Annotated in this window: 10 protein-coding genes and 1 pseudogene; 3 read left to right on the forward strand and 8 right to left on the reverse strand. The window is 52.5% G+C overall.

What is annotated here, in order from left to right:
• Positions 1–15: 15 nt before the first annotated feature.
• The 3 genes from EH207_RS11600 (at position 16) to EH207_RS11610 (ending at position 2680) form a co-directional block, all read left to right on the forward strand.
• Entirely contained in the window at positions 16–1197 is a 1182-nt protein-coding gene (locus EH207_RS11600; protein ID WP_246048884.1) for a multidrug effflux MFS transporter, read from the forward strand.
• Between the two features lie 86 nt (positions 1198–1283).
• Positions 1284–1790: a CesT family type III secretion system chaperone gene (locus EH207_RS11605; RefSeq protein WP_137714127.1), complete on the forward strand. Its 507-nt coding sequence runs from the start codon at positions 1284–1286 to the stop codon at positions 1788–1790.
• Between the two features lie 2 nt (positions 1791–1792).
• A complete protein-coding gene (locus tag EH207_RS11610) occupies positions 1793–2680 on the forward strand; it encodes a hypothetical protein (protein WP_137714128.1) in 888 nt (295 codons plus the stop codon).
• A 203-nt stretch (positions 2681–2883) separates the two neighbouring features.
• Here the strand turns inward: EH207_RS11610 and EH207_RS11615 are convergent, their stop codons facing one another.
• The 8 genes and pseudogenes from EH207_RS11615 to hypF all read right to left on the reverse strand — a co-directional run bounded on the left by EH207_RS11615 (position 2884) and on the right by hypF (position 12642).
• Positions 2884–3513 carry an NAD(P)H-binding protein gene (locus EH207_RS11615; protein ID WP_137714129.1) on the reverse strand — a complete coding sequence of 210 codons (630 nt, stop codon included), beginning with the start codon at positions 3511–3513 and terminating at the stop codon, positions 2884–2886.
• Between the two features lie 31 nt (positions 3514–3544).
• Positions 3545–4021, reverse strand: a complete 477-nt coding sequence (gene hutX, locus EH207_RS11620) for a heme utilization cystosolic carrier protein HutX (RefSeq protein WP_246048885.1) — start codon at positions 4019–4021, stop codon at positions 3545–3547.
• A 13-nt stretch (positions 4022–4034) separates the two neighbouring features.
• Complete coding sequence (hutW, locus tag EH207_RS11625) at positions 4035–5348, reverse strand: heme anaerobic degradation radical SAM methyltransferase ChuW/HutW (RefSeq protein WP_137714131.1); 1314 nt, start codon at positions 5346–5348, stop codon at positions 4035–4037.
• Positions 5349–5857: 509 nt separating this feature from the next.
• Positions 5858–6880 carry an inositol 2-dehydrogenase IolG1 gene (gene iolG1 / locus EH207_RS11630; RefSeq protein ID WP_137714132.1) on the reverse strand — a complete coding sequence of 341 codons (1023 nt, stop codon included), beginning with the start codon at positions 6878–6880 and terminating at the stop codon, positions 5858–5860.
• Between the two features lie 23 nt (positions 6881–6903).
• A complete protein-coding gene (gene iolE, locus EH207_RS11635) occupies positions 6904–7806 on the reverse strand; it encodes a myo-inosose-2 dehydratase (protein ID WP_137714133.1) in 903 nt (300 codons plus the stop codon).
• A 26-nt stretch (positions 7807–7832) separates the two neighbouring features.
• A pseudogene (locus EH207_RS18405) lies at positions 7833–8189 on the reverse strand (transposase); the annotation flags it as partial.
• Between the two features lie 127 nt (positions 8190–8316).
• On the reverse strand, positions 8317–9765 hold the full coding sequence (locus EH207_RS11645) for a sugar porter family MFS transporter (RefSeq protein ID WP_137714135.1): 1449 nt from the start codon (positions 9763–9765) through the stop codon (positions 8317–8319).
• 591 nt (positions 9766–10356) lie between these two features.
• Complete coding sequence (gene hypF / locus EH207_RS11650; RefSeq protein ID WP_137715334.1) at positions 10357–12642, reverse strand: carbamoyltransferase HypF; 2286 nt, start codon at positions 12640–12642, stop codon at positions 10357–10359.
• Between the last annotated feature and the right edge of the window lie 65 nt (positions 12643–12707).

Consider the following 12707-nt stretch of genomic DNA (forward strand, 5'->3'; position numbering starts at 1 on the left):
CCAATGGCTAATGCGATGACTTCACCCTCCCATCTGGGCTACGCACTCGTTTTAGGGCTTTTGGCCGCCCTCGGCCCGCTTTGTACCGACCTTTATCTTCCCGCCTTGCCGGAACTGGCTCACGAACTATCGACGTCTACCTCCGCATCTCAACTCAGCCTGACGGCCGGTCTGCTGGGGCTTGGGGCCGGGCAATTGGTCTTTGGGCCGTTGAGCGACAAGCTGGGCCGCAGGCGTCCGCTGCTCTGTTCGCTGCTGCTGTTTCTGGCCGCCTCCGTCTGGTGCGCGCTGGCGCCAAACATTAATCAACTGATTGCGGCGCGTTTTTTTCAAGGTATGGCGGGTGCGGGCGGCGCGGTATTATCCAGAGCTATCGCCCGCGATCTCTACTCAGGTCATGAATTAACCCGCTTTTTCGCTCTGCTGATGCTGATCAATGGCCTTGCGCCGATCCTTGCGCCCGTTCTCGGCGGCACACTACTTACTATCATGGACTGGCGGGGTATTTTTATTACGCTGGCTGCCATTGCCATCTTATTACTCACGCTTTCCGCCTTGCGTTTGCACGAAACCCTTCCCCCGCAGCGACGGGCCGTGGGCGGGGTGGGCGCATTACTCTCTTCCCTGGGCAGTCTGCTGTCCGAACGTCAGTTTATGGGGCTCTGTCTGGTACAGGGGTTCGCCGGTGCCGGCATGTTTGCCTATATCGGCGCATCCCCTTTTGTCCTACAGAATATTTATCAGCTCAGCCCGCAAATGTTCAGCCTGTGCTTCGCCATTAACGGCGTGGGATTGATCATATCCGCCCAGATTTCGGCGCGTCTGAGCCAGCAATGGGGAGAAATCCGGGTGCTTAAGCTGGGTTTGGCGATTGCGGCGATATCCTCCCTGCTGTTACTGCTGGCGGGTTATCTGCAAGCGCCGCTGGTCTGGCTGCTGGCGCCGTTGTTCTTCTCGATTATCATTATCGGGATTGTCGGCCCCACCGCATCGTCGCTGGCCATGCAGCTCCAGGGAAATAAGGCGGGCAGCGCCTCCGCATTGCTTGGCGTCAGTATGTTTACGCTGGGAGCGATAAGCGTGCCGCTGACCGGATTGAATGGAACGTCAACGCTGTCCATGACGCTGGCGATTGTGATCTGTTACGCGCTGTCAATCGGCTCGTTCGTGCTATTGACGCGCCATCGTGACGGATAACGCTTATCCGGCCGGCCGGTTGTTCATCCTATTTTTATGGAACGCTTTTTGATCTCCTGCCACTTACTTATCAATGGAGGGGAAAAATGAAAGTCGGCAATATGTTCCACCGGGTCATGCGTGCGCTGTTGCAACAATACGGTATCGACGCGTCATCGGCTGAAGCAACAGGCCATGAGGTATATATCATGACTGTTGAAGACGATATTGATATCCATTTCATTGGCAGCCAGGCGGGATACCTCAATATCGTTTGCGCCGTCAGTGAGTTGGATCGGGACATTGATAAACAAACGCTTTATACCCTGCTGGCGTCCAATTCATTTAACCGCGTCCATCCGGTATTAGTCATTGGTCTGGATAAGGACACCCATAGCGTCGTGCTTTCCACGCGCCAACCTTTAGCTGAGTTGAATAGCGCGGATAGCTTCAAACTCGTTGAAGCCTTTATTGAAGAAGCCACATCGCTGCGTGCTTGGCTGGCTGACAGAAGTCAGAAAAAGCTCAGAAAGCCGGATGCCAAAAACCTTATCCCAGACAATATCCATCCCCTACTCAATTTCAATCGCAAAAATTCGATCATACAGGAGTAAAAATGAACCGGTTCAGCAGTCTATTTTCCAGCGGAAGTTCCTCATCAAGTTCTCATACATGGAACGCGCTGGAGGCAGATAACCATTCGTCTACTAAAATTCACCAGAGTTACTCGGCTCAAAGCCTGGGGCTGAGTCAATATCAGTATCGAACGGTTCAGGTCAAATCGAGCACAATGGATGCGTTAGCCGACGCAGCCTGGGCCAATAAGGTTGTGAAAAACGTGTTGCATGCCGGCGCGGGCAACCAAATCCAGGACATCAGCGAGTCATATGGCGAAAGCTGGGCGCGGAACCATCTGGCTTCCGATGCCTATTCCGGGGGCGCGACCATCAACCAGTTAAAACGCGCCCAGAAATTTCAGGGCGGCAACTGTCCGGTGAGCGCCAGCGTCGCGGCGGTGGCGCTGCAAGGACGCACCGACGCGCCGATATACCGCCTGCGCACCAGTCTCCCGCAGGGCGGCAACCATGAATTCATACTGCTCGGCGATCGCCGCTCCTCACAGTGGGGTGACAGCAACACCGTCGTGGTGGACCCTTGGCCGCATAAACCCAGTGCAAGCACCTTTGATCAGGCATTTCTACAAGACGCCAGAACGGGACAACAAACCCCATTACAGGACGTGGTTGCGCATTACCGCAGCGAAGAGTACAAAGCGCGCGAGGTTAGCAGCAGTGACCGCAATAGATTGAGTAAGATTAAGCCAATGGATACCGATACCATTAACCATAAATTGGCTAAACAGCACTTGCCGACTATTGGGAACGATCTGGTTTCACATATCTATGCGACCCAATCCCATAAACTCTTTGATGCCAGAGTCTCCACCGATCCCAGTACCCACTACACCGATGGCTATGACACAAAATCTTTTGATACTTTGTGAGAATAACGTCACCGCCTGGCAAAAAACGGAACGGAACATTACCGCTGCGGGTGAATCCATCTTCACATCCCGCACCCGCGATGGCGGATCGTCGGCTACCGCGTTGACCTGGTAGTCTTGTTTCTGGTACGAACTTTTCAGACCGTGGCCACCCTGCTTTCCCCGCATGATCATCGGATTTGGCTCGCAGGGCGCCAAGCGGGTTATGCCATAGCGGGAAGTTCTAGTTCAGGATCGATGAGGTTATAAATTTGATTGCCGAATACCGGCTGCTGCAAAAGCCGATCGATCACCAGCGCCACGTCCTGTCGCGACACCAGACCCAGCGTGGCCGCCCCTTGTGTCAGTTTGGCATTATGCGTGGCAACCACATCCAGCAGGCCGCCGGGCCGTACAATGCAGTGATCCAGCGTACTGGTCTGCAACCAGCATTCCGCCAGTGATTTTTCACGCACGGCCAAACCGAATGCCGCTTTCGCGCGCGCCGATAATTGCGGCCAACTGTCGCCGCAGCCCAGTGACGTCACCAGCAACATGCGCTTGATGCCCGCCAGCTCCGCACCGTCAATTACCGTCCGGTGTCCCTGATAATTGACGTCGCCGCCTCCCATCGTCGAGATCACAATCGCGGACTCCCCCGCCTGTCGGCAGGCTTGCGCCACGACGTCAGCATCACAGGCATCCCCCTGCACGACATTGATTCCCTGCCCGCGCCAGTGCTCGGCCTGTTGAGCATTGCGCAGCACCAACACGACCTGCTGTTCACACTCAATGGCGCGCTGTAATAAACAGGCTCCCACCCCTTGACCTGCTCCAAAAAGTAGCCACGCCATATTCGCTCCTATTGTTATTCCACTGCCAATGTTATTCACTCGCCAACGCATGGAAGGCATCAAGCTGCGAGGTTAACAGCTGGCGATGACTATCCCGGCCGAGAAAGATTTTAAACATCGCCGCGCCTTCGGTATTAAAAAACACCACAGAAGCGGTGTCCACCCCCATGAACTTACGCGTTATGAAGGCAATGTGCCGGCAGTTAACGGCGCGAATATGTCCGCTGAGTCCATTTTTACCGCGCAGGTTGAAATAGCCGTGGCGGTGCGTTCCCGTTGGCAACGCGCTTTTGAATTCCAGAATCGCATCGACCGTATGGCTGATTAACGTGACTTCGCCCCACCCGGCAATGGCTTCCCACACGTGGTCAAACCGATCGCCCGCGACAAGCGTGCGCTGCGCCGCCGGCAGCGCCTTAACCACGTCGAGCAGCGAGGTCTCATACTGGCTGGCAATCTCTTCCAGCGTGCCATCCGGGTTGGCGGCGAGTAAATCCTGCAATGTCATGGGCAAGTTTCCTCTAGTGAGTGGATTTTTCAGCATTCAGTTGCGGAATAATTTGTTGTAGCGCCTGCATCAGATTATTCGCCCAGAAGCGGCCATCATCGGTCAAGCGCAGGCAGGTGGAGTCGTCGCGGACCAATCCCGCGCGGTGCCATTGGCTCAGCAACGGCTGAAGTTCATCGGCGCGGCGCGTTAGCTGCGGCAATACGATCCGTCCCACTTCAATTCCCGCCTGAAGCTGGTGATGCCACGGGCCAATTGGGTTGGCGGGGGTCATCATCATGATGGGTTTCTGTCCCTGCTCCAACGTCTGGTAATAACGGTCCAGATTGCGTTCCATCATATAAGCCTGACCGTTCAGGTTGCCCCCCGCGCCGCAGCCCATCGCCAGACAATCCGCACCTTGCTTAATCAACAGGTTGTACAAATTACGCTCCCGCGTCGTTCTGGCCCAATGACTGTTACTGAGTTGATGCCAGCCTGAGTCAGCCAGAAACGCCGCGCCGGTACGATAAAAATCGCGCCGGGCGATGACATCCGGCAGTTCGACCCGCTGCTTTTCCGCCGCCTTTGCCAACGGCGTGGTGGGAAGCAGATTCAGGGCATAAAGATCTACGCCATCCAGCGGCAGACTGCTGACGATCGCCAGATCTTCCCGCCAGAGTTCCGGTGTCTGTCCCGGTAGACCGAACATCAGGTCGCACACTACCGCCGCGCGATCGTGCCGGCAGAGCCGCTCCAGAAAGCGGATTGACTGCTGTTTATTCGAGGTGCGCGCCATGCGCTGGCGAATACGGCTATCAAACGTCTGGATGCCAATGGAAAAACGGTTGGCTCCCGCGTCCAGACAGGCATCGATCCGCTCATCATCAAAATCCAGCGCCCTGCCCTCCACCGTAATCTCACAGTCAGGCGCCAGCGGCAACGATGTACGAATGGCGCTAATTATCTGCGCCAACTCTTTGGCCGCCAACGCGGTTGGCGTGCCGCCGCCAAAATAGACGGCATGAATCGGCGCCGACTGATGCAGCGGGCTGTCCGCTTCCATCGCCAGCTCCTGCAACAGGTAGCGGGTATAGATTTCGGTGCTGTCGGCACGCAATTTATTTTGATAGAAACCGCAGAACGTACAGTGTGTCGCGCAGAAAGGAATATGCAAATACAGCAAGCGCTTACGAGCAGGTAAAATTTGCTGTTTCAATGCCTGCCAACTGGCAGGAATCTGTTCAGGTGAAAGCGGCACATGATTGCGCCAGGGCATAGCCATACGGCGCGAAACAAAGGGTTGTTCGCCTGGCTGAGCATAGTATGGCGTCAGATCGATATTCATTAACGGGCCCCATCAAAAACAATATAGCGAATTAAATGACAGCCACTTTTAATTATCAATAAGCTAATATGAATAATGGAAAACTGAATTAATGGGTAGCAAAAAAACTTATTTTTGTTAACCTGCCCATCAGGATTAAGCGCTAAAAATCGCCAGGCAGAATAATTTATAGTATTTAATTTCAATACATTGAAAATAAAAATATCTTTGTTGTTATAAAATTGATACCAGAATATGGATTATTAAATATTGTTAATAGTCTGAATCTGCATATTTTTGAAATATAAAAAACACGAGTAAATAAAAGCCAGATTGTTGTGATACTCCCCCCTCCCGAAGTAACCCTGCAACACCTGTTGTTTCAGGTCATCACACATCTGGTCATCTCTCGTTCGACAAAAAACCATTGCTCGGCGACCTTGTGATAATACATCCGCCATTTATAGGGAGGAATACTCTGGTTGATGATGAAGAAACAGGATGGGTATTCACCCATCCTTTCGAACAACTCATTTATAGAAAGCGATTTTTTCCGGTAATTCAATCCGTTCCGTATGGCCCGTCTCCTGTGATTTCACACAGGCATCGGCCGTGACAGCGGCGAGATAACCATCCCAAGCAGTCGGACCGGCTGGGGGTTGCTGGGCGTTAAGACGATCAAAGAAGTCCTGGAATTGAATGTCATACGCTTCGATAAAGCGTTCTTTCCAATCAACCAGAATGTCGGTGCTGTACTTGGCCGCACTGCGCACGGCGACGCTGGCGACGGTCGGCAATTCCGCCATTCCTTTTTCACAGGTGACGTCGCAATGAATATCGTAGCCATATTGTGAGTTGACAAAGACTTCAACCACGATGGTGATCCCTTTCGTGGTTTCCATCACCACGACTTGCGGATCACGCAGCTTGCCATTGTCGCTGGTCACCAGACTGGATTGGCGCGGGAAGTAGACCTTGACGCTTTTATAATCGTCATCCAGCAGCCAGTGCATGACATCGATTTCATGGATAAGCGTTTCATAAATCGCCTGCGGCGTTTTATATTCCGGTACGGTGCTGGCGTTGTAGTGACGGCCATGCACCATGAGCGGCAGACCGATCGCCTGACTGTCGATAATATTCTTCAGTTGTACATAACCGGCGTCGTAGCGGCGCATAAAGCCGACTTGCAGCATCCGTTTGCCCGCCATGCGTTCCGCTTCTATCACGCGCTGGCAATCCCGCGCTGTGACGGCCAGCGGTTTTTCACAGAACACATATTTATTGGCATTCAACGCCGCCACCGCGATATCGGCATGAGATTCATTGGAGGCGGTAATCACCACCACCTCAACGTCTTTATCGTTAATAAGATCCCGGTAATCGTTATAATCTTTGGCGTTAATGTTGAATGCATCCAGCGCGACCTTCGCGCGTCCCGGCACAACATCGCTCACCGCCGCCACATCAACGCCGGAAATGGTGTAAGCCAGTCTTCTTAAATGATCGCTGCCGATTTTGCCAATACCGACAATACCTGCTTTTAAAGTCATGATGATTTACCTCATTAATTGAATTAAATATATGCTTGCAATAACGCGCTAATGTGCTGACGCCCTTTAATGGCATATTCCAGCGGGTTGTAAATTTTCGGATCCTGTTCCGCCTCTACAACTATCCAACCGCGATATTGCTGACTTATCAGGAAACTCAACACGTCTTTAAAATCGATGTCCCCATCGCCAGGGACAGTAAACATGCCGTTCAGGAAAGAATTCAGAAAAGATTTATGGCTTTCAATGCAAAGTCGCAGATTTTCATTACGCACATCTTTGAAATGTACATGCGCGATACGATCAATATGTTTCTGTAGCAGGGGCATAACTACGCCATCGGATACATAGATATGGCCGGTATCAAATAACAGATGGACACTGCGCGGATCGGTTTCCTTCATCAGGCGATCCACCTCTTCCTGAGTCTGCACGCCCGTTCCCATATGGTGGTGATACGCCAGCTTCATTCCATGACTCCGCGCCACATTACCCAGTTCATTCAGTCCCTGGCAGAGCTGCGCCCATTCATTGTCCGAAAAATCCGGTTTGTCGGTATAGACACATTTATCCGTGCCCTGGATACTGTAGGTTTGCTCAGAAACAACCGCTACCGCGGCACCGACCGCTTCCAGGTAGGCGCAATGTTTTTCAAATTCTTGTTTGGCCGTCTCGACTCCGTCGCGAATGATATAAGAAGAGAACCATTGCGCGGCGATCCGCATTTCGCGCAAAGCCAGTTCTTTATTCAGCTCCGCCGGATCATTCGGATAACATCCCCCGACTTCCGTACCTGAAAAACCCGCAATTTTCGCATCACTCAAAATCTGCTTATACGTATTTTCCTTGCCAATCTCAGGGAGATCATCATTACGCCAGCCAATTGGCGCAATCGCCCATTGAATATCATTTCTTACGCTATACATGTTTAATCACTCCTGTTGATAATATTTCATATCCAATAAACCTTAAGATGCAAATTGAGCCCCTGAAAACGATCGTAAATTTGGGTTGTCGATGAGTCCGCTATTTCCGGCAGCGTGGTCGCAAAGAAATTAACTATGCCATCCCGAAATTCCCGGTTATTTTTCGAAAGATAGCGATTATTTCGCGCGTGCTCATTCATCACTTTCCATAAGCGTTCTATCGCGTTCAGATTCAGGCTGTAAATCGGCAGATAGTGAAGTTCTCTATTCACTCTATATGCCCGGTCGTTATTCAACCGGGCCCGGTTATAACCCGCTCCGCTCAGAATGACCTAGACTTTCTGCCGGTAGACGGAATAACGCTTTCGAGTCTCATTGAAAAAACGAGCAGCGCTTTAGTCATGAATTGTTTTATCATCCAGTTTGATCCGTCGATGACGACAAAAAACGCCGATCGCAGGGTTGCAGACCGATATTCCCTTCAAACAATATTTTTCGGGGATTGATTCTTCAGGCTTTGTCTTCCATTCGGCGTTTCGTTATTTGTCCCTGTGCCGTTTGACGCCGGTAATATTTTTCCAGCACCACCTGTTCCATTTTCTCCAGAGATACGCCTTTGGTTTCAGGAATATAACGGCAGATGAACCAGTAGCAGACAACACAGCATCCTGCGAAAATCCACATTGGGAAGGCCCCATGGAAAGTGGAGTAGAGATAAGGATTTTCGTTAATCATCGGGAACCCCTGTGATACCACGAAATTCGCTATCCACATGCAGCCAACGGAGATACTCATCCCCTGAGAACGCATATGATTAGGGAAAACTTCTGAAATCAATACCCAGGCGCCGACGCCCCACGACAACGCGTAGAAAATCATAAAGAAAAGCATGCCGAACAGCGCGAAATAACCGGTGGACTGGGTGTATAAGGCATTAGACGTGATCAATAATCCGATTATTGCGCCCAAGGTTCCCAGCTTCATTAACGTCAGACGCCCCATTTTATCCATGATCATAGCGCCGATAATGGAGCCAACCAATTGGATAACCCCGATCCAGATCGTCTGGAACAAAGCTTCCTGGGCGTTGCCCGTGACTTCCCGCAGCACCATCGGGGCATAATACATCATGACGTTGACCCCGGTGACCTGTTGCAACACTGCGATCATGCAGCCCAGCATCAGGATATAACGTATTTTTTTATCTTTCAGATCGAATTTCTGACGGTGTTTCTTATCGTCATCTATCATGGAATCCTTGATTTCCTGCATCAGATTTTGCGCATGTTCGGCATTTGAGAGACGCGTCAAGATAGCCAACGCCTCTTTCTCTCTCCCGACCAGCATGCACCAGCGGGGAGACTCAGGAATTAAAAACACAAGGATACAAAACAAGAGGCAAGGCAGGATGCCGGCGGCAAACATATAGCGCCACCCCAGTTCAACCAGCCATGCCTCCGTTGCAATACTGGCGATCTTGTAGTTGACAAAAAAGATTAAAATTTGACCGAAAACGATGGCGAACTGCTGCATACTCAGCGCCCGTCCCCGCATATTCTTAGGTGAGATTTCCGACATATACATGGGAGATACCGTCGCCGCCAGCCCCACGGCAACCCCGCCAATAATACGAAAGATCACGAAATGACTGAACGCCATTGCGAGAGAGGCGCCTATCGCCGATATCGTAAACAGCAGCGCGGACAGCATCAGTGACTTTTTGCGTCCGTATCGTTTCGTCAGCGAACTGGCCCAAAAGGCGCCGATAACGCATCCCGCGATAACAGAAGAAACCGCCCATCCGATTTCTCCAGGCGTCAAGTGGAAATAAGCCGTTAGGGAACCTATGGCGCCGGATATTACCGCAGTGTCATAACCGAACAAGATACCGCCAAGCGCTGCGATACTACAGATACTCAGTATGTATCCCGTTTTATAATCGTGCCCTGAAGATGGCATAATGCGATCACTCCCTGTCGTAGTCTTTATCTATTCCGTTGGCCCTGAGAGAAAACAAAAAAATTGAAACAATGAATAAAAACATCTTCTAATTTTTGAGTTTTTTTAGCCCTACCCAATATAAAGACCATTCCATAACAAAATAAACATAACATATTTATTTTGTTAAAGGGATCACAAATTTTCATTATTTCCGAACATTATTATTATTTTCTATATTTTATTCAAATCAATATATTTCTACTAAAAATAATTTTAAATGATATGAAATAGCTTTCCTGACGACAATAAATAAATCAGAATTATATTTCAGACACCAATAAAAAATATTTCAAAAACAACCCACTAAACATAAAAATATAACCCGTGCGTAGAAAAACAAATCTTCACATCGGAAGGCGTAAAACAATATCGCATAGACTGCGGACGCCATTCTGTAATAGTGATTAGGGCGTAATATTTTTCACCTGAAAAAACGCCCAAAATCAAATAATCATTCTGAAAATTATTTGTTACATCATCGTATAACGACTATTCACTCCGATTGATAACGCTATATGAAACGATCGGCGTTCGCTGAATGCATTCCGCTTAGCCCACGCATCGCGCCGCCGCTATCAGCGCCTGTCCCAGCGACAAACCGCCGTCGCCGGCGGGCAAGCATTGTGGTTGTAATACGGTTAACCCCTTCAGTTGCCGATGCAGTAGTAACGAGAGCAGGCGGTTGTGCATCACCCCGCCGGACAACGCCACGGTCTTGATGCCATGCTGTTCCGCCGTACGCCAGGCCAACGCTGCGAAACCCTGAGCCAGTGCATAATGGAACGCATACGCTTTATCGGCGGGAGTGGCGCGATAGGCCAGCCACTCCCGCCAGAAAGTAGTCAGATCCAGTCCGCCGTCCGCCTGTAGGGGCAACGTTACCGGCGGTTGTCGCTGCCGACTCCGCCAGGCCAGGGATTCCAGCCAGCAGGCAGCCTCGCCTTCCCAACTCTGACTGAGGGAAGCAAATCCGCACGCCGCCGCAACAGCGTCAAACAGCCGCCCGGCTGACGACGCCGATGGCGCATTAATGCCGCGTTCAATCGCCTTGCGGAGTAAGACCGACGAACGTTCAGGAATGGCGGCGGCTTCGGGTAATGAAGACCAGTCGGGCACAAACCGCAGCCATTGCGCCAGCAGATTGCGCCACGGCTGACGCGCCGCCAGATCGCCGCCGGGCAAAGCCACCGCCGGGAGGCCGCCGATAGGCTGACATTGCGCATAATCCGCCAGCAGACACTCCCCGCCCCACCACGCGCCGTCGGCGCCAAACCCGATGCCGTCCAGCGCCAGCCCGACAACCGGCCCGGCATCGCGCGGCCACTGATGCTCGCCCATACAGGCCACAATGTGCGCGTGATGGTGTAACACCTCGATACAGGGGATCTGCCGCTGCCGCGCCAACGCCTTTCCCCATTGATGGCTGATATAACCTGGATGTGCATCCACCACTATCGCCCGCGGAACAAAATGGTAAATATCTTCAAACAGCGCGACGGACTGGCGAAATTGCTCCTCTATGTCGCTGTCCGCCAGATCGCCAAGATGCTGGCTGAGGATCGCGTTTTCCTTACGCAGCAAGCAAAACGTATTCTTCAGGTCCGCTCCCATCGCCAGCAACGCGTCCTGCCCGGCAAATCCCGGCGGCAACGGCAAGGCATCCGGCACATAGCCGCGGGCGCGGCGTAGCATCTCCGTTTTGTGCGGATGCAGCCTGACCAGCGAATCATCGGCGCGTTGCACAATATCCCGGTTATGCAGTAGCCACAGATCGGCAATGCCGCCAAGCTGCTCCGTCGCCTGTATATTCGTCAACGCCGGCGGTTTGCCGCCGGCGTTACCGGACGTCATGACCAACGGCCGGTTAACCTGCGCCATTAACAGATGCTGTAAGGGATTCGCGGGCAGCATCACCCCGACTTCCGATAGGCCGGGCGCCACCCACTCAGACAACGGCCCGTTCTGACGTAACGGCAGTAAGACAATGGGCGCCGCCGAGCTTTTCAGCAACCGCTGCGCGGCGGAAATATCCTCCACGGCGGCGCATGCCTTGAGCCAGCCCATCGCCGGCAGCATCACCGCCAGCGGCTTGCCGGGACGATGTTTGCGCCGACGCAGACGCTGTACCGCCCGCGAACAGGTGGCATCGCACGCCAGATGAAAACCGCCCAGCCCCTTAATCGCGACGATTTTTCCCGCCAGCAACGCGTTGGCGGCCAGCCGGATAGCCTCATGCCCTTCTGCCCGCCGGTTTGCAACATCCTCCACCAACCAGACTTGCGGGCCACACTGCGGGCAGGCGTTCGGCTGAGCATGAAAACGTCTGTCCGCCGGATGTTGATACTCCGCCAGGCATTGGCTGCACAGCGGAAAAGCCGCCATTGAAGTCAACGGCCGGTCATAGGGCATTTGGCGAATAATGGTAAAGCGCGGGCCACAGTGGGTGCAGTTGATAAACGGATAGTGATAACGGCGATTAGCGGGATCGTTGAGTTCTTGCCGACAGGTTTCACAGGTGGCCGCATCCGGCGCCACCTGCGTATCCATCCGCCCGGCGCCGCTGTGCTCAATCACAAATGCGGTGGGTGGGGTCGCCCATCGCCACGGCTGGCAGGTTATGCCGTCGATGTGCGCGAGCGGCGGACACCTGGCGGGCAGTTCCGTCAGAAAACGCGCGACGTTTTCTGACGGATAGAGATGAATCAGCACGCCCGCGCCGTCATTACAGACATTACCGCGCAGACTGAACCGATGGGCCAGTTGCCAGACATAAGGCCGAAACCCTACCCCCTGCACTTTGCCTGTTACGCGGATCTCAATGCCGGTTTTTGTCATGTTCACGCGAACTGCATCTCATTTTATGCGAAAAAAAGTGTACTTTGGGGGCGCGATAAACTGAC

The sequence above is a fragment of the Brenneria rubrifaciens genome (assembly GCF_005484945.1).
GTDB classification, from domain to species: domain Bacteria; phylum Pseudomonadota; class Gammaproteobacteria; order Enterobacterales; family Enterobacteriaceae; genus Brenneria; species Brenneria rubrifaciens.

What these genes read in the sequence shown, in the direction of transcription:
- EH207_RS11610 (WP_137714128.1), top strand. Translation starts at nt 1,793, where the DNA reads ATGAACCGGTTCAGCAGTCTATTTTCCAGCGGAAGTTCCTCATCAAGT.
- hutX (WP_246048885.1), bottom strand. Translation starts at nt 4,021, where the DNA reads ATGACATTGCAGGATTTACTCGCCGCCAACCCGGATGGCACGCTGGAA.
- hypF (WP_137715334.1), bottom strand. Translation starts at nt 12,642, where the DNA reads ATGACAAAAACCGGCATTGAGATCCGCGTAACAGGCAAAGTGCAGGGG.
- EH207_RS11615 (WP_137714129.1), bottom strand. Translation starts at nt 3,513, where the DNA reads ATGGCGTGGCTACTTTTTGGAGCAGGTCAAGGGGTGGGAGCCTGTTTA.
- EH207_RS11645 (WP_137714135.1), bottom strand. Translation starts at nt 9,765, where the DNA reads ATGCCATCTTCAGGGCACGATTATAAAACGGGATACATACTGAGTATC.
- iolG1 (WP_137714132.1), bottom strand. Translation starts at nt 6,880, where the DNA reads ATGACTTTAAAAGCAGGTATTGTCGGTATTGGCAAAATCGGCAGCGAT.
- EH207_RS11600 (WP_246048884.1), top strand. Translation starts at nt 16, where the DNA reads ATGACTTCACCCTCCCATCTGGGCTACGCACTCGTTTTAGGGCTTTTG.
- hutW (WP_137714131.1), bottom strand. Translation starts at nt 5,348, where the DNA reads ATGAATATCGATCTGACGCCATACTATGCTCAGCCAGGCGAACAACCC.
- EH207_RS11605 (WP_137714127.1), top strand. Translation starts at nt 1,284, where the DNA reads ATGAAAGTCGGCAATATGTTCCACCGGGTCATGCGTGCGCTGTTGCAA.
- iolE (WP_137714133.1), bottom strand. Translation starts at nt 7,806, where the DNA reads ATGTATAGCGTAAGAAATGATATTCAATGGGCGATTGCGCCAATTGGC.